Origin of the sequence: Pseudomonas sp. LAMO17WK12:I10 (genome assembly GCF_900215185.1) — a bacterium.
Lineage (GTDB): Bacteria > Pseudomonadota > Gammaproteobacteria > Pseudomonadales > Pseudomonadaceae > Aquipseudomonas > Aquipseudomonas chlororaphis.
On record NZ_OBDX01000007.1, the window covers coordinates 188,907 to 211,448 of the forward strand.

Annotated in this window: 21 protein-coding genes and 1 riboswitch; of the genes, 9 read left to right on the plus strand and 12 right to left on the minus strand. The window is 62.5% G+C overall.

The window, feature by feature from the left end:
• Nucleotides 1-163: 163 nt before the first annotated feature.
• The gene (locus CRO75_RS10865) at nucleotides 164-835 is read left to right on the plus strand and encodes a polysaccharide lyase family 7 protein (protein WP_097135204.1); all 672 of its coding nucleotides are present in this window, start codon (nucleotides 164-166) and stop codon (nucleotides 833-835) included.
• Between the two features lie 103 nt (nucleotides 836-938).
• Here the strand turns inward: CRO75_RS10865 and CRO75_RS10870 are convergent, their stop codons facing one another.
• The 7 genes from CRO75_RS10870 to tkt form a co-directional block, all read right to left on the minus strand.
• The gene (locus CRO75_RS10870; RefSeq protein ID WP_097135205.1) at nucleotides 939-1,895 is read right to left on the minus strand and encodes a hypothetical protein; all 957 of its coding nucleotides are present in this window, start codon (nucleotides 1,893-1,895) and stop codon (nucleotides 939-941) included.
• A 196-nt stretch (nucleotides 1,896-2,091) separates the two neighbouring features.
• Entirely contained in the window at nucleotides 2,092-3,156 is a 1,065-nt protein-coding gene (fba, locus tag CRO75_RS10875) for a class II fructose-bisphosphate aldolase (protein WP_003229012.1), read from the minus strand.
• Nucleotides 3,157-3,326: 170 nt separating this feature from the next.
• Complete coding sequence (locus CRO75_RS10880; RefSeq protein ID WP_007922315.1) at nucleotides 3,327-3,656, minus strand: MliC family protein; 330 nt, start codon at nucleotides 3,654-3,656, stop codon at nucleotides 3,327-3,329.
• A gap of 60 nt (nucleotides 3,657-3,716) precedes the next feature.
• Complete coding sequence (locus CRO75_RS10885) at nucleotides 3,717-3,935, minus strand: hypothetical protein (protein WP_009045980.1); 219 nt, start codon at nucleotides 3,933-3,935, stop codon at nucleotides 3,717-3,719.
• 31 nt (nucleotides 3,936-3,966) lie between these two features.
• Nucleotides 3,967-5,130 (minus strand): phosphoglycerate kinase, encoded by a 1,164-nt coding sequence (locus tag CRO75_RS10890; protein WP_097135206.1) that lies wholly within the window; start codon nucleotides 5,128-5,130, stop codon nucleotides 3,967-3,969.
• Nucleotides 5,131-5,172: 42 nt separating this feature from the next.
• A complete protein-coding gene (epd, locus tag CRO75_RS10895; protein ID WP_009045982.1) occupies nucleotides 5,173-6,228 on the minus strand; it encodes an erythrose-4-phosphate dehydrogenase in 1,056 nt (351 codons plus the stop codon).
• Between the two features lie 184 nt (nucleotides 6,229-6,412).
• The gene (gene tkt / locus CRO75_RS10900; protein ID WP_007922335.1) at nucleotides 6,413-8,410 is read right to left on the minus strand and encodes a transketolase; all 1,998 of its coding nucleotides are present in this window, start codon (nucleotides 8,408-8,410) and stop codon (nucleotides 6,413-6,415) included.
• Between the two features lie 273 nt (nucleotides 8,411-8,683).
• On the opposite strand from tkt, the gene CRO75_RS10905 reads away from it, so the two are divergent.
• From CRO75_RS10905 to CRO75_RS10920, 4 genes are all read left to right on the plus strand, one after another.
• Nucleotides 8,684-9,679, plus strand: coding sequence for a metalloregulator ArsR/SmtB family transcription factor (locus CRO75_RS10905; RefSeq protein WP_097135207.1), 996 nt, complete (start codon nucleotides 8,684-8,686; stop codon nucleotides 9,677-9,679).
• Nucleotides 9,680-9,698: 19 nt separating this feature from the next.
• Nucleotides 9,699-10,889 (plus strand): methionine adenosyltransferase, encoded by a 1,191-nt coding sequence (gene metK, locus CRO75_RS10910; protein ID WP_009045984.1) that lies wholly within the window; start codon nucleotides 9,699-9,701, stop codon nucleotides 10,887-10,889.
• A 245-nt stretch (nucleotides 10,890-11,134) separates the two neighbouring features.
• Nucleotides 11,135-12,820, plus strand: coding sequence for an NAD-dependent DNA ligase LigB (ligB, locus tag CRO75_RS10915; RefSeq protein ID WP_097135208.1), 1,686 nt, complete (start codon nucleotides 11,135-11,137; stop codon nucleotides 12,818-12,820).
• A 97-nt stretch (nucleotides 12,821-12,917) separates the two neighbouring features.
• Entirely contained in the window at nucleotides 12,918-13,313 is a 396-nt protein-coding gene (locus tag CRO75_RS10920) for a DUF1090 domain-containing protein (protein WP_097135211.1), read from the plus strand.
• A gap of 52 nt (nucleotides 13,314-13,365) precedes the next feature.
• Here CRO75_RS10920 and CRO75_RS10925 read toward each other — a convergent pair whose 3' ends face one another.
• Complete coding sequence (locus CRO75_RS10925) at nucleotides 13,366-13,815, minus strand: cytochrome c (protein ID WP_097135213.1); 450 nt, start codon at nucleotides 13,813-13,815, stop codon at nucleotides 13,366-13,368.
• 128 nt (nucleotides 13,816-13,943) lie between these two features.
• On the opposite strand from CRO75_RS10925, the gene CRO75_RS10930 reads away from it, so the two are divergent.
• Nucleotides 13,944-15,119, plus strand: coding sequence for an MltA domain-containing protein (locus CRO75_RS10930; RefSeq protein ID WP_007922346.1), 1,176 nt, complete (start codon nucleotides 13,944-13,946; stop codon nucleotides 15,117-15,119).
• A 146-nt stretch (nucleotides 15,120-15,265) separates the two neighbouring features.
• On the opposite strand, the gene CRO75_RS10935 is transcribed toward CRO75_RS10930, so the two are convergent.
• Entirely contained in the window at nucleotides 15,266-15,652 is a 387-nt protein-coding gene (locus CRO75_RS10935) for an MAPEG family protein (RefSeq protein ID WP_097135214.1), read from the minus strand.
• Nucleotides 15,653-15,688: 36 nt separating this feature from the next.
• On the minus strand, nucleotides 15,689-16,522 hold the full coding sequence (locus tag CRO75_RS10940) for an EamA family transporter (RefSeq protein ID WP_097135216.1): 834 nt from the start codon (nucleotides 16,520-16,522) through the stop codon (nucleotides 15,689-15,691).
• A gap of 209 nt (nucleotides 16,523-16,731) precedes the next feature.
• On the opposite strand from CRO75_RS10940, the gene CRO75_RS10945 reads away from it, so the two are divergent.
• Both CRO75_RS10945 and CRO75_RS10950 read left to right on the plus strand, forming a co-directional pair.
• Nucleotides 16,732-17,901 carry an MFS transporter gene (locus CRO75_RS10945; protein WP_085533026.1) on the plus strand — a complete coding sequence of 390 codons (1,170 nt, stop codon included), beginning with the start codon at nucleotides 16,732-16,734 and terminating at the stop codon, nucleotides 17,899-17,901.
• A 182-nt stretch (nucleotides 17,902-18,083) separates the two neighbouring features.
• Nucleotides 18,084-19,343, plus strand: coding sequence for a sodium:proton antiporter (locus CRO75_RS10950; protein WP_092419460.1), 1,260 nt, complete (start codon nucleotides 18,084-18,086; stop codon nucleotides 19,341-19,343).
• Here the strand turns inward: CRO75_RS10950 and CRO75_RS10955 are convergent.
• Both CRO75_RS10955 and CRO75_RS10960 read right to left on the minus strand, forming a co-directional pair.
• Entirely contained in the window at nucleotides 19,337-20,224 is an 888-nt protein-coding gene (locus CRO75_RS10955) for a formate/nitrite transporter family protein (protein ID WP_097135219.1), read from the minus strand. The genes CRO75_RS10950 and CRO75_RS10955 overlap by 7 nt on opposite strands.
• Before the next feature lie 100 nt (nucleotides 20,225-20,324).
• Nucleotides 20,325-20,729, minus strand: a complete 405-nt coding sequence (locus CRO75_RS10960) for a hotdog domain-containing protein (protein ID WP_007932525.1) — start codon at nucleotides 20,727-20,729, stop codon at nucleotides 20,325-20,327.
• A gap of 197 nt (nucleotides 20,730-20,926) precedes the next feature.
• Nucleotides 20,927-21,033, plus strand: a riboswitch (S-adenosyl-L-homocysteine riboswitch).
• Between the two features lie 22 nt (nucleotides 21,034-21,055).
• Here CRO75_RS10960 and ahcY point away from each other — a divergent pair.
• Entirely contained in the window at nucleotides 21,056-22,465 is a 1,410-nt protein-coding gene (gene ahcY / locus CRO75_RS10965; RefSeq protein ID WP_009045993.1) for an adenosylhomocysteinase, read from the plus strand.
• Nucleotides 22,466-22,542: the final 77 nt, after the last annotated feature.

Below are 22,542 nucleotides of genomic sequence, written 5' to 3' on the forward strand. Positions count from 1 at the left end.
GAAACCGATGAAGGCGTTTTTTTCGACAGATGGTTGACGCCAATTATCCGCCGGACGGGCATTAACAAAAGCCCCTTCTACGCTTATAAAGATCGCCTTCAAAAGCGCAGGCTAAAGCCTTTGTCGGCTTTTTTATCCGGCATCAAATCGGGAAGCTTTGACTATGATCGACCTCGCAACCTGGAATCTGAGCATTCCCGAAGGCAGTCCACCGGCGACTATTGACACCCCCCGACTGGTGGAGGGCTTCAAGGATCAATATTTCCATTCCGACACCGGCACCCTGTTCTTCTGGTCGCCCGTCACCGGCTCCCGCACCGCCAACGCCATCTACCCACGCAGCGAGCTGCGTGAAACCTACGCCAACGGCACCCTGAAAAACTGGACCTACCCGGAAGCCGACAACCTGCTCTACGCCACCCTGGCGGTGAACCAGGTGCCGTCCTCGGGCAAGATCGTCATCGGCCAGATCCACGCCTACAACAGCACCAAGCCCCTGGTGAAGGTCGAGTACCAGTACAAGACCACCACCCAGAGCGGCAACATAGTCGCCAAGGTCCGCATGCATCCGGACGACATCGATAGCCGGGTGATCATCGTCGCCGAAAACGTGCCGCTGGATCGCGAGTTCTCCTACCTGATCCACCTGAGCCCTGGCGGTGCCCTGGGCGTCAGCGCCGCAGGCTATCAATGGGACACCCAGCTCAGCAGCACCTGGCGCGACAAGCCGCTGTACTTCAAGGCCGGGGTGTACGTGCAGGACAACACCGGCTACACCACCGAAGGCGGCAAGGTGACCTTCTACAAGCTGGATATCGATCACAACCCGACCTGACGCTCCCGCGAATGGCAGATACGTGAGGCATGTCGGGAGACAGGTACAGAAAAACCGCATCGCTGCGGTTTTTTCTCAAGGGGTGGCCAACGCCTTATCGAGCCTAGTGCATGGCGCCAACATCTTCGATGATGCGTTCGAGCATACGGTCAGGGGTGTATCTGCATAAGATATCCCGATCCACCTTGACCGATTTTCCCCTCAGAAAGCTGCCGATGCCCGGAAGCGAGCCATCCACGGTGACGAATATGTTTTCCGGCCGGTAGAAATCCAGGGTCTTTATCGACTCGTTGGTGGTGATCAGCTTCTTGTTGAAGAAAGCTGCCTCGAGTGCTCTCAGCGTCAGGCCCGACTGGCCGTCCTGATTGACTTCCAGCAGCACATCCGCCGCGAGCGATCGGCGGATGTTGTCGTCATATGTCAGGACCTTGTCGATATGGAACCTGGAGTGTTCCTTCGAGGTACTGTCCCGGACGATGGCGAAATCGACGCTCGCACCTTCACGCTCAAGCGCCTGCGCCATGGCCTCAATCCTGGCGACACGCCGCTTGTCCTGTCCAAGAAAGAAGCATTTTGGCGCGTGCTCGTTCGCCGTCGCGGCGTCGACCAGCCCTTGCATTTCGTGGAATCCGAAGGGGAAAAACTGCTCCATGTACTCCATGCCGAAAGCAGCGCACTGGTCTTTGTCGAAGCTATAGATACGATCGAAATGCCGATGCATTTCCCGGACAAAGTCCGCGTCCACCAGATCGCGCATCAACAACACTTTCTTGCCGGTGAAACTGGCGATGACACTGGGAATCAAGCCCCGTTTCACCTGCCCCTCGTTGCAAACCAGAATGTCGTCGCGCCCCACCCGGTTGACCGAAAGCACCAGTTTCCCAAGCCAGCCAGTGCCCACTCTTGGATGGCGTAGCCTTTTGTTGATCGACTTGATGTAGCGGCCCATTCTCTTGGCCGTCGAAGGGAAGACCATCAACCTCGCGCTGTGTCGGGTGGACAAATAATCAATCATCCGACGCTCGTATTGAGCCGTCCAGCCCAGGAAAAAAATCTTCATGTACTACCTGACACGACTACATTCGACTTTAAGAAAGCAGGATTTCTGTATCGTCCAGCCCGAATCAAAACAGCGTCGATACTAACATGATGGCTCCCTGGATAGCCGGCCAAATAATAGCGCAAGGCCACTTCATCCGGATGACAGGCACAAAAAAGCCCGCATCGCTGCGGGCTTTTTTGTGAAACGCTAAGGCTTAGTTGACCTTGGCGTTCAGCTCACCTTTGAGGTAACGCTGGAACATCGCTTCCAGGGAGATCGGCTTGATCTTCGAGGCGTTGCCAGCGGTGCCGAAGGCTTCGTAACGGGCGATGCACACGTCGCGCATGGCGGTCACGGTGGCGCCGAAGAACTTGCGCGGGTCGAACTCGCTCGGGTTGGTGGCCATCAGGCGACGCATCGCACCGGTGGACGCCAGGCGCAGGTCGGTGTCGATGTTGACCTTGCGCACGCCGTACTTGATGCCTTCGACGATTTCTTCAACCGGCACGCCGTAGGTTTCTTTGATGTCGCCGCCGTACTGGTTGATGATCGCCAGCCACTCTTGCGGAACCGAAGACGAACCATGCATCACCAGGTGGGTGTTGGGGATGCGCTTGTGGATCTCTTTGATGCGGTCGATGGCCAGCACGTCGCCGGTAGGCGGCTTGGTGAACTTGTAGGCACCGTGGCTGGTACCGATGGCGATAGCCAGGGCGTCGACCTGGGTCTTCTTGACGAAGTCCGCGGCTTCTTCCGGGTCGGTCAGCATCTGGCTGTGGTCCAGCACGCCTTCGGCGCCGATGCCGTCTTCTTCACCGGCCATGCCGGTTTCCAGGGAACCCAGGCAGCCCAGCTCGCCTTCCACCGAAACGCCGCAGGCGTGAGCCATGGCCACGGTCTGCTGGGTCACGCGAACGTTGTACTCGTAGTCGGTCGGGGTCTTGCCGTCTTCGCCGAGGGAGCCGTCCATCATGACCGAGGAGAAGCCCAGCTGGATCGAACGCTGGCAGACGTCAGGGCTGGTGCCGTGGTCCTGGTGCATGCACACCGGGATATGCGGGAATTCTTCGATCGCCGCCAGGATCAGGTGACGCAGGAAAGGCGCGCCGGCGTATTTGCGGGCACCGGCCGAAGCCTGGACGATCACCGGAGAGTCAGTCTTGTCAGCTGCTTCCATAATGGCGCGCATCTGTTCAAGGTTGTTGACGTTGAAGGCTGGAACGCCGTAGCCGAATTCGGCTGCGTGGTCCAGCATCTGGCGCATGCTGATGAGTGCCATTGTGTGTATCTCTCCCGGTCGAGGGTCGTTAATCGTGCAAGCCTGCCGTAGCGGCGGCTGCTATTCAAGTGATTGCAGATCGGGGGTCAGCCCGGCCTGCCGATTCGTTGCTGCATCAATCTTGCGAGCCCGGCGCGCGCCTATTAATAGAAGCGGCATCGGCTCCCGGCCTACGGCGCTTTACAGCCGCGGCCGATCAAATCGTTGGTGGCGACCCAGTAAACCAGGCCTTCGTCACCTTTTTCGTGAAACGCCAGCATGTCGTTGCTGTACAGCGAACCGGAACCGCTCGGCTCCAGCTTCAGGCGATAGACCTGATCGGCCCCGCCCAACCGCACATCGACTTCCTTGCGGCTGCTGTCGGTATAGCGCCAGACCACTTGCGCCTGGCTGTCGCACACCCAGGTCGTCCAGTTGTCCGTCTCGGCCGGTTTGAACAGGTCGAAGTTGGCGCAACCTGCCAGCAATCCCAGCGCAGCCACGGCGATAAAGCCTTTCATCGGTGTTCCTCGGCTGACGGCCCACGGCCGCCAGCACAACGCGTTATCGAATCAGACCCGTCAAGGGCAACCATGTTCCTTGGCCTTGGCTGGAGTCTCGTACTTGTCCAGACCATCGGGCCCCATGCGCTTGTTGATCACAGGCGCGGTCTCGGCCTGCCAGTCGGCCTGATAGCAACCTCTCTCAGGCTCTCCCGACTCGGGCTCCGGCTGGGCAGGCTGGCTGCCGCAACCGGCCAGCAGGCCCGCGACGATCAACAGCGGTAACGTCTTGACCATATGAACACTCCTTTGCCTGGCCATCGGGACTTCAGGCTTTGGCCCGGCTTTCCAGGACTTCGACCGCTGGCAGCACCTTGCCCTCGACGAATTCGAGGAAAGCGCCACCGCCGGTAGAAATGTAGGAGATTTGCTCGGCCACGCCATATTTATCGATGGCCGCCAGGGTGTCGCCGCCGCCGGCGATGGAGAACGCCGCGCTTTCCGCGATGGCCTGGGCCAGCACCTTGGTGCCGTTACCGAACTGGTCGAACTCGAACACGCCGACCGGACCGTTCCACAGGATGGTCTTCGACAACTTCAGCAGCTCGGCGAAATTCGCCGCGGTTTGCGGGCCGATGTCCAGGATCATGTCATCAGCCGCCACCTCGGCAATCAGCTTGACGGTGGCGGTCGCGCTTTCGGCGAATTCCTTGGCCACTACCACGTCCACTGGCAGCGGCACGCTGACCTTGGCGGCGATGGCGCGCGCGGTATCCAGCAGGTCCGGCTCGTACAGCGACTTGCCGACCGGGTGACCGGCAGCGGCGAGGAAGGTGTTGGCGATGCCGCCACCGACGATCAGTTGGTCGCAGATCTGACTCAGGCTATTGAGGACGTCGAGCTTGGTCGACACCTTGGAGCCGGCGACGATGGCCGCCATCGGCTTGGCCGGGGCGCCCAGGGCCTTGCCCAGCGCGTCCAGTTCGGCGGCCAGTAGCGGGCCGGCAGCGGCGACCTTGGCGAACTTGGCCACGCCGTGGGTCGAACCCTCGGCGCGGTGCGCGGTGCCGAAGGCGTCCATCACGAACACATCGCACAGGGCGGCGTATTGCCGGGCCAGCTCGTCGGCGTTCTTTTTCTCGCCCTTGTTGAAGCGCACGTTCTCGAACAGCACGATGTCGCCGGCCTTGACGTCGACGCCGCCCAGGTAGTCGGCCACCAGCGGCACTTCACGACCCAGGGCACGGCTCAGGTAGTCGGCCACTGGCTTGAGGCTGTTCTCGGCGGAGAACTCGCCTTCGGTCGGACGGCCGAGGTGCGAGCAGACCATCACGGCCGCGCCTTTTTCCAGGGCCAGCTTGATGGTCGGCAGCGAAGCCAGGATTCGCGCATCGCTGGTGACAACACCGTCCTTGACTGGGACGTTGAGGTCTTCGCGGATCAGTACGCGCTTACCTTGCAGATCGAGGTCGGACATCTTCAACACGGTCATGGGTCGCAATTCCTGGGTTACTGTTTTTTTGGAAACGGGAAGTTAAGAGACAGCTTTGGGTGCGGCTGTTTGCAGATAGTGTCCTGCAACGTCCAGCATTCGGTTGGCAAAACCCCATTCGTTGTCGAACCAGGCCAGGATGTTCACCAGCCGCGGGCCGGAAACACGGGTCTGGCTGGCATCGACGATCGCCGAATGCGGATCATGGTTGAAATCACAACTGGCGTGCGGCAACTCGGTATAGGCCAACAGGCCCTTGAGCGGACCGCTGGTGGCGGCCTCGCGCAGGATCCGGTTGACTTCGCCGGTGTCGGTATCGCTCACGGTCTGCATCGTGATGTCGAGGCAGGACACGTTGACGGTCGGCACGCGCACAGCTTTGGCCTGAATTCGCCCGGCAAGTTCCGGCAGCAGCCGTTCGATACCGCGCGCCAGACCAGTGGACACCGGGATCACCGACTGGAACGCCGAACGGGTGCGGCGCAGGTCTTCATGGTGATAGGCGTCGATCACCGGCTGGTCGTTCATCGCCGAGTGGATGGTAGTGATCGACACGTACTCCAGGCCAATGGCCTGGTCCAGCAGGCGCAACAGCGGCACGCCGCAATTGGTGGTGCAGGACGCGTTGGACACCAGCAGCTCGTCGCCGGTCAGGCAGTCCTGGTTGACGCCATAGACGATGGTGGCGTCGACATCCGCCTCGCTGGCCATCGGCTGGGAAAACAGCACCCGCGGCGCACCGGCGTCGAGGAAACGCTGGCCGTCTTCACGGGTGTGATAGGCGCCGGAGCATTCGAGCACCAGATCGACGCCCAGGGACGCCCAATCGATGCCTTCGGGGGTGGCACTGCGCAGGACCTTCACGCAGTTGCCATTGATATGCAGACAGTCGCCGTCGACCTTCACTTCGCCGGGAAACCGGCCGTGGGTGGAGTCGAAGCGTGTCAGGTATTCCACGCTGGCCATGTCGGCCAGATCGTTGATCGCGACAATCTCGAACCCGGCCGCAGCCCCCCGTTCGAACAGGGCACGCAAGACACAACGACCGATCCGGCCGTAGCCGTTGAGTGCAACTTTGTAGGGACGCGGTTGAGGCATGGGGTTCTCGTTAGCCGACAACTTCATGAGCGATACAAAACCATTGCAGGAGCGAGCTTGCTCGCGATGGACTTCAGGACGACGCGGTTATCCAGATAGCCAGCGTTATCGTTGACGACCATCGCGAGCAAGCTCGCTCCTACAAAGTGATGCGGCGACCAGAGGCCGCCGCATTCGCGCTTTTTTAGTCTTCCAGCAGCTCTTCGGCCTGACCCAGGATGTTTTCCAGGGTGAAACCGAACTCTTCGAACAAGGCCGGCGCAGGCGCCGACTCGCCGTAGGTGGTCATGCCGATGACGCGACCTTCCAGGCCGACGTACTTGTACCAGTAGTCCGCGTGTGCGGCCTCAATGGCGATACGCGCGCTGACCTGCAACGGCAGGACCGACTGTTTGTAGCCGGCGTCCTGGGCATCGAACACGCTGGTGCATGGCATGGACACCACGCGCACCTTGCGGCCCTGCTCGGTCAGCTTGTCGAAAGCCTGCACCGCCAGGCCGACTTCGGAACCGGTGGCGATCAGGATCAGCTCAGGCTCGCCTGCGCAGTCCTTGAGCACGTAGCCGCCGCGGCTGATTTCGGCGATCTGCACGGCATTGCGGGTCTGATGCTGCAGGTTCTGACGGGAGAAGATCAGTGCCGAAGGGCCGTCCTTGCGCTCGATCGCGTTTTTCCAGGCCACCGCCGATTCCACGGCATCGGCTGGACGCCAGGTGTCGAGGTTCGGGGTGCAGCGCAGGCTGGCGATCTGCTCGATCGGCTGGTGCGTCGGGCCGTCTTCGCCCAGACCGATGGAGTCGTGGGTGTAGACGTGGATCACGCGCTGCTTCATCAGGGCCGACATGCGTACCGCGTTGCGCGCGTATTCCATGAACATCAGGAAGGTCGCGCCGTAAGGCACCAGGCCACCGTGCAGGGCCACGCCGTTCATGATGGCGGTCATGCCGAACTCGCGAACGCCGTAGTACATGTAGTTGCCGCTGGCGTCTTCGGCGCTGACGCCCTTGCAGCCTTTCCACAGGGTCAGGTTGGAACCGGCCAGGTCGGCCGAACCGCCGAGGAATTCCGGCAGCAGCGGGCCGAACGCGTTCAGGGCGTTCTGGCTGGCCTTACGGCTGGCGATGGTTTCGCCCTTGGCCGCGACTTCGGCGATGTAGGCATCGGCCTTCTCGGAGAAATCGGCCGGCAGGTCGCCGCTCAGGCGACGCACCAGCTCGTTGGCCAGCTCGGGGAATTCGGCGGAGTAGGCGGAGAAACGCTGGTCCCACTCGGCTTCGACGGCGCGACCGGCTTCCTTGGCATCCCATTCGGCATAGATATCGGCCGGGATTTCGAACGGGCCGTGGTTCCACTTCAGCGCGGCGCGGGTCAGGGCGATTTCCTCGGCGCCCAGTGGCGCGCCGTGGCAGTCTTCCTTGCCTTGCTTGTTCGGCGAACCGAAGCCGATGGTGGTCTTGCAGCAGATCAGGGTCGGCTGCTCGCTTTTGCGCGCGGTGTCGATCGCGGTCTTGATCTCTTCCGGGTCGTGACCGTCGACGTTGCGGATCACCTGCCAGTTGTAGGCTTCGAAACGCTTTGGCGTGTCGTCGGTGAACCAGCCTTCGACTTCGCCGTCGATGGAGATGCCGTTGTCATCGTAGAAGGCGATCAGCTTGCCCAGGCCCAGGGTGCCGGCCAGGGAAGCGACTTCATGGGAAATGCCTTCCATCATGCAGCCATCACCCAGGAACACGTAGGTGTGGTGGTCGACGACGTTGTGCCCTGGACGGTTGAACTGCGCCGCCAGGACCTTTTCCGCCAGGGCGAAGCCCACGGCGTTGGCCAGACCCTGGCCCAGCGGGCCGGTGGTGGTCTCGACGCCCGGGGTGTAGCCGAATTCCGGGTGGCCCGGGGTGCGGCTGTGCAGCTGGCGGAAACTCTTCAGGTCGTCGATGGTGACGTCGTAGCCGGTCAGGTGCAGCAGCGAGTAGATCAGCATCGAGCCGTGGCCGTTGGACAGCACGAAGCGGTCACGGTCGGCGAAGGATGGATTGCTCGGGTTGTGCTTCAGATAGTCACGCCAAAGTACTTCGGCGATATCCGCCATCCCCATGGGGGCGCCGGGATGGCCGCTGTTGGCTTTTTGCACGGCATCCATGCTGAGGGCACGAATGGCGTTGGCACGCTCACGACGGCTTGGCATCGCTGATCTCCTGGGGGTTATCTAAGTCGGGTTGAATAAAAACGAATCGGAAAAAGGCGTGCATTTTCCCTCAGCCGGTAGGCGGGGGCAATGACAGATAGTGACTCTGGCGCGTTTTTCCGGTCGATAAAGGGGCAATCGCCTGATGAAACCATTCCGCGGTTCGTTTGTAGAACACAGGGACCTGCGTTAAGTGCCATCTATCGAGCAATATCAAAACTTTTTGATATTGGTCTTGCGAGGTTGGGGGTGCGTCACTAGACTGCTGGCCTTATGAATTTACGCGCGCCCTCCATGAACCATGAAGACTGCGACGAGCTGGCGGCCCTGTGCAAGGCCGGCGGCGATCCGCTGCGGCTGAATGTATTGCGCGCGCTGGCCAACGACTCGTTCGGCGTACTGGAACTGGCACAGATCTTCGCCATCGGCCAGTCCGGCATGAGCCACCACCTGAAGGTCCTGGCCCAGGCCGACCTGGTGGCAACCCGCCGCGAAGGCAACGCGATCTTCTACCGGCGCGCCCTGCCCCACACCGAACTGCTGGGCGGCAGGCTGCACGCCGCCCTGCTGGATGAAGTGGACAACCTGACGCTGCCCGGCGAAGTGCAATCGCGTATCGGCCTGGTGCACCGCCAGCGGGCGGCCGCCAGCCAGGACTTTTTCTCACGGGTCGCGGAGAAATTTCGCGCCCAGCAGGACCTGATCGCAGGACTGCCCCAGTACCGCGAAAGCGTGCTGGCACTGCTCGACAAACTGAACTTCACGGACACCGCCACGGCGATCGAAGTCGGCCCCGGGGATGGCAGTTTCCTGCCGGAACTGGCCCGTCGTTTCGCCCGGGTGACCGCGTTGGACAACAGCCCGGCCATGCTCGAACTGGCACGCCAGGTCTGTGAGCGCGAAACGCTGGCTAACGTCAGCCTGCAACTGGCCGATGCATTGAATGGCGCGAGCCTGACGGCCGATTGCGTGGTGCTGAACATGGTCCTGCACCATTTCGCCGCGCCGGCCGATGCGCTGAAGCGCCTGGCCGGCTTGCTGCAACCGGGCGGCAGCCTGTTAGTGACAGAGTTGTGCAGCCACAACCAGAGTTGGGCCAGGGAGGCCTGCGGTGATCTCTGGCTGGGGTTTGACCAGGATGATCTGGCCCGCTGGGCCACCGCTGCGGGACTGGTTCCCGGAGAAAGTCTGTATGTAGGTTTACGTAATGGTTTCCAGATCCAGGTCCGCCACTTTCAGCGACCGGCTGGCGACACTCACCATCGGTAAATTTTAGGAAACCGTCGAGATGAGCGAATACTCCCTTTTCACCTCCGAGTCCGTGTCTGAAGGGCATCCGGACAAAATCGCCGACCAGATTTCCGATGCGGTGCTGGACGCCATCATTGCCCAGGACAAGCACGCCCGCGTAGCGGTGGAAACCCTGGTCAAGACCGGTGTGGCCATCGTCGCCGGCGAAGTCACCACCTCGGCCTGGGTTGACCTGGAGCAGATCGTTCGTGACGTCATCACCGACATCGGCTACACCAGCTCCGACGTCGGTTTCGACGGCGCGACCTGCGGCGTGATGAACATCATCGGCAAGCAGTCCCCCGACATCAACCAGGGTGTCGACCGCGCCAAGCCTGAAGACCAGGGCGCCGGCGACCAGGGCCTGATGTTCGGCTACGCCAGCAACGAAACCGACGTGCTGATGCCGGCCCCGATCACCTTCTCGCACCAACTGGTGCAGCGCCAGGCCGAAGCCCGCAAGTCCGGCCTGCTGCCGTGGCTGCGTCCGGATGCCAAGTCCCAGGTCACCTGCCGCTACGAAGGCGGCAAGGTGGTCGGCATCGACGCCGTGGTCCTGTCGACCCAGCACAACCCTGACGTGTCGTACAAAGACCTGCGCGAAGGCGTGATGGAACTGATCGTCAAGCACGTGCTGCCGGCCGAGCTGCTGTCCAAGGACACCCAGTTCCACATCAACCCGACTGGCCAGTTCATCATCGGCGGCCCGGTCGGCGACTGCGGCCTGACCGGTCGCAAGATCATCGTCGACAGCTACGGCGGCATGGCCCGTCACGGCGGCGGCGCGTTCTCCGGCAAGGACCCATCGAAGGTCGACCGTTCGGCCGCCTATGCCGGTCGTTACGTGGCCAAGAACATCGTCGCCGCCGGCCTGGCCGAGCGCTGCGAGATCCAGGTGTCCTACGCCATCGGCGTGGCGCAACCGACTTCGATCTCGCTGAACACCTTCGGCACCGGCAAGATCAGCGACGACAAGATCATCAAGCTGGTGCGCGAAGTGTTCGACCTGCGTCCGTACGCGATCACCACCATGCTCGACCTGCTGCACCCGATGTACCGCGAAACCGCGGCCTACGGCCACTTCGGCCGTACCCCGCAAACCAAGACCGTGGGTGATGACACCTTCACCACCTTCACCTGGGAAAAGACCGACCGCGCCGAAACCCTGCGCGCCGCTGCCAACCTGTAATCCCGGCAGCACTTACCCAAGCCCCGCACGGTTCGCCTTGCGGGGCTTTTTTGTGGCTGAAGGTTTCATGATTTGCAGGGCGCTCCTATAGGGTCAGCCTGATTCCTGGGGGTATAAGCCGGCTCGCGAAAAAACCCGCGCATCGTCCAACCAGCCCGCGAAATACCCGGCAATCCATACACCCTTTCTCCCTGCTATCCACCCCACTAGCCTGCAACCTGACTCCCCGAGCAAGGATGCTCCCCATGCCCTACAGAGCAACGCTATTGGCCGCAATCCTCCTGAGCGCCATCGCCCTGCCAAGCGTCGCCAGCCCGTGTCCCGACTGGACACCTGCCCAGGCGCAAACCGAAACGGCCACCCTGCAACAGCAAATCAACCGCTGGGACGACAGCTACCACCGTGAAGGCCTGTCGCCGGTGACTGACGAGCTTTACGACCAGTCCCGCGCCCGGCTCGAACATTGGCAAAGCTGTTTCCCCACCGTCAGCGCAGACCGCGCCAACCCGCTACGCACCGCACGCGGTACTGTCCTGCACCCCATTCCCCATACCGGAGTGGAGAAACTGGCCGATGAAAGTGCCGTACGCCAGTGGCTCGCCGGGCGCGAGGAGGTCTGGGTACAGCCCAAGATCGACGGCGTGGCCGTGACCCTGATCTATCGCCAGGGACGCTTCCAGCAAGCCATCAGCCGCGGGGATGGCCTTCAGGGCCAGGACTGGACCGGGCCCGCGCAACTGATAAGCGCCATCCCCAAACGCCTGCCCGAACCGCGGGACCTGCTGCTACAGGGCGAGCTCTATTGGCGCCAGAACGATCACATACAGGCCAAGGCTGGCAGCCTGAATGCCCGCGGCCAGGTCGCCGGCCTATTGGCCCGCAACCAGCTGGACCCTCGGCAAGCCAGCCGGATCGGCCTGTTCGTCTGGGACTGGCCACAAGGCCCGAGCACCCTGGTGCAGCGCCTGGCCGGCCTCAAGGCCCTGGGATTTGCCCACAGCAGCGAGTACAGCCAGCGCGTCAGCACATTCGCCGAGGTCCGGCACTGGCGAGAGCACTGGTATCGCTCGGCCCTGCCCTTCGCCAGCGATGGCATCGTCCTGCGCCAGAGCCGACGCCCAGAGGCGCAACGCTGGCAGGCCAAGGCGCCCTACTGGATCGCCGCGTGGAAATACCCATTCGCCCAGGCCCTGGCCAGGGTGCGCAAGGTCGACTTCAAGATCGGCCGCACCGGCCGGATCACCCCGATGCTCGAACTGGAGCCGGTCCAGCTCGACGACCGGCAGATCAGGCGGGTCAGCGTCGGCTCGCTGCCGCGCTGGCAGAAACTGGATATCCGCCCTGGCGACCAGGTGTCGATCAGCCTCGCCGGCCTGACCATCCCGCGCCTGAACGCGGTGATACTGCGCACGCCCCAGCGTGTTCCGCTGCAGGTTCCGGATGCCTCGGCCTTCCATGCACTCAGTTGCTGGCACCCCCTGCCCGGCTGTGAGAGCCAGTTCCTCGCACGCCTGACCTGGCTGAGCGGAAAATCCGGGCTGGACCTGCCCCATGTCGGCCCTGGCACTTGGGAGAAGCTGGTGGACGCCGGACTGATCAACGGCTTGGTCGATTGGTTGACCCTTGAACCTGCAGAGCTTGCTAACATTACCGGCCTTGGCGAACGCAGCATCGCGCGTTTGCTGAACAGCCTGCACAGCGCCCGCCGGCAACCGTTTCATCGCTGGCTCAAAGCCCTTGGACTGCCACCGACCGGCGACGCCAGGCTCGAAGATGGCTGGGCAGCGTTGGCTGCCAGAACCACCGAACAATGGCAGGCCCAAAGCGCTATCGGCCCGGGACGCGCCGCTCAGTTGAGCGCCTTCTTCCGCGATCCGCAGGTCCTGGCCGTGAGTGAAGAATTACGTGCCGCCGGAATCGAAGGCTTCTGAAACCTTTACAGCCGGCGGCATTGAACCCCGAGGATGCAGATGGCTCAAACAGCCCGTCGCCCCACTCCTGCTATTCATCTTTTCACATGGAGCCTTTATGAAATTTCTTGCACCGTTCACCCTCTTCGCCGCATTCGCCCTGACAACCCCAGCCCTGATGGCCGCCGAGCAGGCACCGGAACTCACGGGTTGCGCCGCCAAGCGCCAGGCCATCAGCACCCAGCTCGAACAGGCCAAGGCCCACGGCAACAGCGAACAACAGGCCGGCCTGGAAAAAGCCCTGAGCGAAGCCACCGCGAACTGCACCGACGCCTCGCTGAAAAAGGAACGCGAAAACAAGGTGCTGGACGCCAAGCACGAAGTCAGCCGGCGCCAGACCGACCTGGACAAGGCCATGAAAAAAGGCGACGCCGAGAAGATCAACAAGCGCAAGGACAAGCTGGCCGAGTCCCGCAAGGAATTGCAGGAAGCCCTCGACGAACTGGACAAGTAAGTTCAAGCCGCCGCGGCAGATGTGCCTGCCGCAGACACCTCAGGCGACGGGATCAGTGATCGCGAAACTCTTTATGGCAGGCGCTGCAGGCATCTTCGACTTTCTGTACCGCCGGCCCCAGGTTGCTGGCCTTGTATGGCTGGACCTTGCTGGCGATGACCAGTTCACCGGTGGCCGCCTCGAGGGTGCGGGCCAGTTCCTGGAAACGTGCCTGCTTCTGCCAGACATCGTCAGTCGCGCTGGTGTGCTCCTGTTCCTTGACCTGCGGGAAGTGCTTCCAGGGTTCATGGGACAGGCTGTCCAGCTTGATTGCGCCTTCGGTAAAGCGCGGGCCGTCGAACGGGATACGCCCACGGAGCATGCCGCCCAGGTCTTCACCGGTCTTGAGCATCTGTTTGAAGATCGCCTTGCGCTGACCCAGCGGGGAGTTCGGATCGACACCGCCGCAGGCGGACAGCGTCAGGCAGGCCAGCAATACAACAGAGAGTCTTTTAAGCGTCATGGTGGCTTCGAGTCACGGGAAACGGCCGCCAGTATCCTCGCCTGTCCGGCAAAGACCAATAGCCCTATTAACAATATGGATTGCCTGACGTTGCCATGCGCCCAGGCAAGCCACAAAGGAAGTACCCAATGAACACCCGTTTCAAGCTGTGGCGTCGACACCTGGCCTGGGCCTTGCCGACCGCGATCCTGCTGGCCGGATGCAATGGCGGCGAAGTCGGCAAGCCACCCCAGCCCCATGCCATCGCCACCTATACCAGCGCCAGCTGGGAAGCCTTGCCCACTGTGTCCGACGACGACCTGCTGGCCGGCTTCGGTTCCTGGCGCAGCGCCTGCACCCGACTGAAAGCCGACCCGGTGTGGGGCCCGACCTGCGCGACGGCGGCCAATGTGCCGCTCACCGCCCTCGATGTCCGCAGCTTTCTCAAGCAGCACCTGGACGTCTACGGCCTGCGCTCGGCCAGCGGCAGCAGCAACGGCCTGATCACCGGCTACTACGAGCCGGTCTATCCGGGCAGCCTGACCCAGACCCAGGCCGCTTCAGTGCCGGTCTATGGCGTGCCGGAAGACATGATCATCGTCGCCCTCGACAGCATTTATCCCGAACTCAAGGGCAAGCGCCTGCGCGGCCGCCTCGAAGGCCGGGTACTGAAACCCTACGACGATGCCGCGACCATCGAGACCAAGGGGGTCAAGGCGCCGGTGATCGCCTGGCTGACCGACCCGATGAACCTGCAATTCCTGCAGATCCAGGGCTCGGGCCGCATCCAGCTGGAAGACGGGCGCCAGTTGCGCATCGGCTATGCCGACCAGAACGGCCACCCGTACCGCCCCATCGGCCGCTGGCTGGTGGATCAGGGCGAGCTGAAGAAAGAAGACGTGACCATGGGCACCATCGCGGCCTGGGCCAAGGCCAACCCCAATCGCATCCCGGAATTGCTGGGCAGCAACCCCAGCTACGTGTTCTTCAACCGCAACCCGGACAGCAACGAAGGCCCGCGCGGCTCGTTGAACGTACCGCTGACGTCCGGCTACAGCGTGGCGGTGGACCGCAAGGTGATTCCGCTGGGCAGCCTGTTATGGCTCTCCACCACCCGGCCGGATGGCAGCAGCCTGATCCGCCCGGTGGCGGCACAGGACACCGGTGGCGCGATCGCCGGCGAAGTTCGCGCCGACCTGTTCTGGGGCACCGGCGACGCGGCCGGGCAACTGGCGGGAGACATGAAACAGCAGGGCCAGATCTGGATGCTCTGGCCCAAGGGCGCCACGCTGCCGAAAGTGCCTGAAGTCACCGACAGCAAATGACCCTGTAGCCCCGTAGCCGCTGCCGAGCCCGCGAGGCTGCGATCGACTGCGTAGCAGGCGCAAAACCTGAGAATGCGCGGGGTCAGGATAACCGCGCCTGCTGCACGCCCGAGCGCAGCTTCGCGGGCTCGGCAGCGGCTACAGGATCAGATCGAAACGAAAAAGAAGCTGGCAATCAGCGCTATGCCGACGAGCCACACCAGCGACCGCAGGATCGCCCAGTCCGCCAGGTAGCAAATGATGTACAGCAGGCGGCTGGTGATGAACAGCACCGCCAGCACATCGATGGTCACCAGTTCGGCGACGTTGGCGATGTGGGCAATGATCACCCCCGCGGCAAAGGCCGGGGTCACTTCAAAACTGTTGAGCTGCGCCGCTTGCGCCCGCCGGGCGAAACCTTCGAGGGTTTCGAGGTAGGCCCGCGGGTCATGGTTCTGCCGCAGGCCAAAGTTGCCCCCGCTGAACTTGGCGATGCTGTTGCACAGGTACGGCAGGAAGATGGCGATCAATACACACCAGAAAGCGACGGTCATGGCAGAGTCCTTTTTAAAGTCATGAGGGGAACGGGGTCAGAACTTCATCACCAGCATGCCGATCAGCACCAGTCCACAAGCTAAGAGCCGAGGTCGGCCGAAAGGTTCTTTCAGGTAACGCATGCCGAACAGCACCACCAGGATCACGCTGATTTCCCGCAGCGCCGCCGCCTCGGCGATCGATCCCAGCTGCATGGCCCACAGCACCAGAGCGTAGCTGAACAATACGCAGAACCCGACGCTCAACCCCAGCCTCCATTGTTCGCGCCAGAACAGGCTGAAGGCCGCACGCTTGCGCAGCAACGCCAGCAACGGAAAGGGCCAGGCGCTGAGCAGCGTCACCCACACCAGGTAATCCAGCGGATGGGACCAGCGGCGCAATGCCTGGCCGTCGATAAAGGTGTAGCAACCGATGCACAGGCCGATCAGCGCCACTACCGGCAACATCGACCATGGCAGGCGGTCGCCGCCACCGCCCTGCCACAGCAGGCACAGCATGCCGAAAGGGATCAACAGGATGCCGAGGATCTGCTGGAGGCTGAGCACCTCGCCCGCGAAGATCAGGGTCAGGGCCAGCACCACCAGAGGCGAAAGGCCACGCATCAGTGGATAGACCAGGCCCAGGTCGCCGACCCGATAGGCCTGGATCAGCAGGTAGCGGTAGAGCAACTCGAAAACCGCCGACGCCAGGATCCACGGCCAGATCTGCAGCGGTGGCCACTCGACGAACCCCAGCATCAATGCCACGAACAACAAGGCGACGCTGTCCATGCAGGCCACCACCAATAACCGTTCACCACTGAACTTGATCAGGGTATTCCACGCCGCATGCAGCAGCGCCGCCACCAGAACCAGAGTTGTCGCCAGCACCTCACACTCCCTGTTTGCTATAAGAGAATCGATTCACCTAAGGGCCTCGGCTGTCTATACTGACGCCGACCACGCCGCACTCAGTTGCGCATATCCATTCCAATAATTCCTGCCGCTGCCCAATCCGCCGGACCTGATCCGATGGAGGCGCAAAGCTGGCATGCGTATGCCTGATCAGGGCGTCAAGACTACAGACAGAGAATCCTCGCATGCCACTCGCCTTGCTCGCACTGGCTGTTGCCGCCTTCGGCATCGGCACCACTGAATTCGTCATCATGGGCCTGCTGCCCGATGTCGCCCGCGACCTGTCCGTCAGCATTCCCCATGCCGGCCTGCTGATTACCGGTTACGCCCTGGGCGTGGTGTTCGGCGCGCCGATCCTCGCCGTCGGCACCGCCAACATGCCGCGCAAGGCCACGCTGCTGGGCATGACCCTGATGTTCATCCTCGGCAATGTGCTCTGCGCGCTAGCGCCGAACTATGCCACGCTGATGGCCGCGCGGGTGATCACCGCGCTGTGCCACGGTGCGTTTTTCGGCATTGGCTCGGTGGTCGCCGCCAGCCTGGTGGCGCCGAACAAACGCGCCCAGGCGATCGCCATGATGTTCACCGGCCTGACCCTGGCCAATGTGCTCGGCGTGCCGCTGGGCACGGCACTGGGACAATACGCCGGCTGGCGCTCGACCTTCTGGGCGGTGTCGGTGATCGGGGTGATCGCCGCCATTGCCCAGTGGTTCTGGCTGCCCCGGCACATCGCCATGGACAAGGCCAACCTGGCCAGCGAGTTCAAGGTCCTGGGCAAGACCAACGTGCTGTTGGCCCTGGGCATGAGCGTGCTGGCCTCCACCAGCCTGTTCAGCGTCTTCACCTATATCGCGCCGATCCTGCAGGACGTCACCGGCGTCAGCCCCCATGGCGTGACCATCATGTTGCTGCTGTTCGGCGTCGGCCTGACGGCCGGCAGCATGCTCGGCGGCCGCCTGGCCGACAGCCGCCTGCTGCCGTCGCTGGTGGCCATGGCGCTGGCCGTGGTGTTGGTGCTGGCCGCGTTCAGCCAGACCAGCCACCTGCTGATCCCGGCGGCGATCACGTTGCTGCTGTGGGGGATTTTCGCCTTCGCCCTGTGCCCGATCCTGCAATTGCTGATCATCGACCAGGCCCATGAGGCTCCGAACCTGGGCTCGACCCTGAACCAGAGCGCCTTCAACCTGGGTAACGCCGCCGGCGCCTGGATCGGCGGGCTGGTCGTCGCCAGTGGCGCCGACCTGGCCGACCTGCCGTGGACCGGCGCACTGGTCGGCGGACTGACGGTGCTGACCGCGCTACTGTTCATTCACCTGCAACGTCGCCAGGCGGCCGCGATCAATGTATCCGGCTAAACCTCGACGAGCGCGCGACTGACCCACGCTCGCCTACAGAACCACGCACTGTCCCGACCGGCTCACCGACAGAAGAATCTGAACTTTCCTTGTCGGTGTGCCCCGGGTCGCCAGCGGCCCATCAAACCCTTGCCCGATGGTTTTCGGGCTTTCTTTTCACGTTTCTATCCAAGGGACTCCGGATGCTTGAACTCGTTGCCGCCTTCATCTGCCTGACCACCCTGCTCACCTACGTCAACTTCCGCTTCATCGGCCTGCCGCCGACCATCGGCGTGATGGTCACCGCCCTGCTGTTTTCCCTGCTGTTGCAAGGCTTGAGCTTCCTCGGCTATCCCGGCCTGGAAGAGCATGTGCAACAGCTGATCGGCCAGATCGACTTCGGCGACCTGCTGATGAACTGGATGCTGTCGTTCCTGCTGTTCGCCGGCGCCTTGCACGTCAACCTCAACGACCTGCGCAGCTATCGCTGGCCCATCGGCCTGCTGGCCACGGTCGGCGTGCTGATCGCCACGTTCGTCATCGGCAGCCTGGCCTACTGGATCTTCGGCCTGTTCGGCTGGCACGTGAGCTTCCTCTATTGCCTGCTGTTCGGCGCCCTGATCTCGCCGACCGACCCGATCGCGGTGCTCGGCGTGCTGCGTACCGCCAACGCTTCCAAGCCGCTGAAAACCACCATCGTCGGCGAGTCGCTGTTCAACGACGGCACCGCGGTGGTGGTGTTCACTGTGCTGCTGGGTATCGCCCAGCTCGGCGAAACCCCGACCGTCGGCGCCACCGCCCTGCTGTTTGCCCATGAGGCCATCGGCGGCGTGGTGTTCGGCGGGCTGATCGGCTACCTGGTGTACCTGATGATCAAGAGCATCGAGCAGCACCAGATCGAGGTAATGCTGACCCTGGCCCTGGTGATCGGCGGCTCGGCGATGGCCAGCGAACTGCACGTCTCGGCACCGATCGCGATGGTGGTGGCGGGCCTGATCATCGGCAACCTGGGGCGCAACCTGGCGATGAACGACATGACCCGGCGTTATCTGGACGGCTTCTGGGAACTGCTCGACGACATGCTCAACGCCCTGCTGTTCGCCCTGATCGGCATGGAGCTGTTGCTGCTGCCGTTCAACTGGCTGCACTTGCTGGCTGCGAGCCTGCTGGCGGTGGCGATCGTGCTGTCGCGCCTGCTCACCGTGGCCCCGGCCATCGTCCTGCTACGCCGCTGGCGCAGCGTGCCGCGCGGCACTATCCGGGTGCTGACCTGGGGCGGCCTGCGCGGCGGGGTTTCGGTGGCGCTGGCCCTGGCCCTGCCACTGGGCCCGGAGCGCGACCTGGTGCTGAGCATCACCTACATCGTGGTGCTGTCGTCGATCCTCCTGCAGGGCCTGACCATCGGCAAACTGGTGCGCCATGTCACCCAGGATGCACCGGCGGCCACCCAGGACGCTCACTGATCGTTTCTTGATCGATCGCGGACCCGCCCAGGGTCCGCAGTCGTTTTTGGCAGGCCACTTTCACTGCGCACCTGGGCATGGCTGATCAGGGCGAAGATGAAGCTGCCGCCGATGATATTCCCCGCCAACGTCGGCCCGGCGAACACCCACCAGAAATCCCGCCACGGCAACTCGCCGGCGAACACCAGGTACGAGACCTCCACCGAACCGACCACGATATGGGTGAAGTCCCCCAGGGCCATCAGGTAGGTGATCAGGATGATGATCCACATCTTGGCGCTCTCCATGGACGGGATCATCCAGACCATGGTGGCGATCATCCAGCCGGAGACGATGCCCTTGGCGAACATCTGTCCGGCATCGTTCTCCATGACATTGCGCCCGATATCGAGGAAGGCCAGGTCGGTCCTGGCGTCGAAAATCGGCAGGTGCAGCATCACGTAGGCCACCAGCAGCGTGCCGCACAGGTTGCCCACCAGGACCACGCCCCACAAGCGACACAGGCGCGCGAAATTGCCCCGGGTGGGTTTGCTCATGATCGGCAGCACGGCCGTCAGGGTGTTTTCGGTGAACAGTTGCTGGCGCGCCAGGATCACCGCCAGGAAGCCCGCGCAGTAACCGAAACTGGCAATCACCTTGAACCCTTCGCCGTCGGGCAGGCGCGAGTCGAGCAGGCCCATGCCCATCAGCGACAGGCCCATGGTCAGGCCGGCGGCCAGGGCCGACCACCAGAGCGCCGCGACGCTGCGCTCCAGCTCCTTGTCGCCCTGGGTGCGGATGATCTCGTGCAAGACCGCCGCGCGGGGCGGCTGGTTCTTGTCTACGTCGTGCTGCTCTTCGGGAGAAAGGCCCGGGGTCTTGCCGTCTGTCTGCACGTTAATGGCTCCTGAACCTGTGGGTACCCTGTCAGGTACGACATCCGGGGTTCAGGGCTCGTTCAGTGCCCTCATGCAGGAGCTGGCAGACTCACGCCCACAGCGGTCAGGCGATGGGCTCGTCGTCCTTGAACTGGTCTTTCACGTACCGGATCTCGGTACGACCGTGGGGAGCCGGCAAGCCGTCCTCGCCCAGGTTGACGAAGACCATCTTCTCGACGGTGAGGATGCTCTTGCGGGTGATCTTGTTGCGCACTTCACAGGTCAGGGTGATCGAGGTCCGGCCGAATTCGGTGGCAGTGATGCCCAGCTCGATAATGTCGCCCTGGCGCGAGGCGCTGACGAAGTTGATTTCGGAAATGTACTTGGTGACCACGCGCTGGTTGCCCAGCTGGACGATGGCGTAGATCGCCGCTTCTTCGTCGATCCAGCGCAACAGGCTGCCGCCGAACAGCGTGCCGTTGGGGTTGAGGTCTTCGGGTTTTACCCATTTGCGGGTGTGGAAATTCATACTCACTCCTGACCGTCTTGCCGATTGATGCCGGCATCATGGCAGACCCCGGCGCAGAGCTCTATTGAGCTTCTACTATGGTCGCGATAACCGTTCGATCATCGTCCGACAGAAATCCTTGGGAAGTCGCTGGCAGACGGCTATAATCGCCTCCGTTTCAAAACGGTAACGATCACCTGATACCGTTTTCCCGCCACCTGTCCGAGGGGCGCTGCAGCAGGTTCGACCTGTCAGGCTCGGATGGGGCGTTGTCTGGCCGTGATGGTTCGGTCAGTCACTAAACGCACAACGGCGCCCATTCGCATACTTACGAATGGAGGCTCTTCATGAGCGCTGTCATCACGCCTGCAGATTTTACCGACTACAAAGTCGCCGACATGTCCCTGGCCGCCTGGGGCCGTCGTGAAACCATCATCGCCGAATCGGAGATGCCGGCCCTGATGGGTCTGCGTCGCAAGTACGCCGCTGAACAACCGCTCAAGGGCGCGAAGATTCTCGGCTGCATCCACATGACCATCCAGACTGCCGTGCTGATCGAAACCCTGGTTGCCCTGGGTGCCGAAGTACGCTGGTCGTCCTGCAACATCTTCTCGACCCAGGACCAGGCCGCTGCCTCCATCGCTGCCGCCGGTATCCCGGTATTCGCCTGGAAAGGCGAGACCGAGCAAGAGTACGAGTGGTGCCTGGAGCAGACCATCCTCAAGGATGGCAAGCCTTGGGACGCCAACATGATCCTCGACGACGGCGGCGACCTGACCGAGCTGCTGCACAAGAAGTACCCGCAGGTGCTGGACCGCGTCCACGGTGTGACCGAAGAAACCACCACCGGCGTGCACCGCCTGCTGGACATGCTGGCCAAGGGCGAGCTGAAGATCCCGGCCATCAACGTCAACGACTCGGTGACCAAGAGCAAGAACGACAACAAGTACGGCTGCCGTCACAGCCTGAACGATGCGATCAAGCGCGGTACCGACCACCTGTTGTCCGGCAAGCAAGCGCTGGTCATCGGCTACGGTGACGTGGGCAAGGGTTCGGCCCAGTCCCTGCGTCAGGAAGGCATGATCGTCAAGGTTTCCGAAGTCGACCCGATCTGCGCCATGCAGGCCTGCATGGACGGTTTCGAACTGGTTTCGCCGTTCATCGACGGCATCAACACCGGCACCGAAGCGAGCATCGACAAGGCCCTGCTGGGCAAGATCGACCTGATCGTGACCACCACCGGTAACGTCAATGTTTGCGACGCAAACATGCTCAAGGCCCTGAAGAAGCGCGCCGTTGTCTGCAACATCGGTCACTTCGACAACGAAATCGACACCGCTTTCATGCGCAAGAACTGGGCATGGGAAGAAGTGAAGCCGCAGGTGCACAAGGTTCACCGCACCGGCCCAGGCGCTTTCGACGCCCAGAACGACGACTACCTGATCCTGCTGGCCGAAGGCCGCCTGGTGAACCTGGGCAACGCCACCGGTCACCCAAGCCGCATCATGGACGGCTCGTTCGCCAACCAGGTTCTGGCGCAGATCTTCCTGTTCGGCCAGAAGTACGCCGACCTGTCGCCAGCCCAGAAAGCCGAGCGCCTGACCGTTGAAGTACTGCCCAAGAAACTCGACGAAGAAGTGGCCCTGGAAATGGTCCGCGGCTTCGGTGGCGTGGTCACCCAACTGACCAAGCAGCAGGCTGACTACATCGGCGTCACCGTCGAAGGCCCGTTCAAGCCGCACGCTTACCGGTACTAAGAGCAGTTGCAAGCCTTGAGCTTCAAGCAGCAAGCAAAGGCCACAAGCCGCGCTTGCCGCTCGAAGCTTTCGGCTTC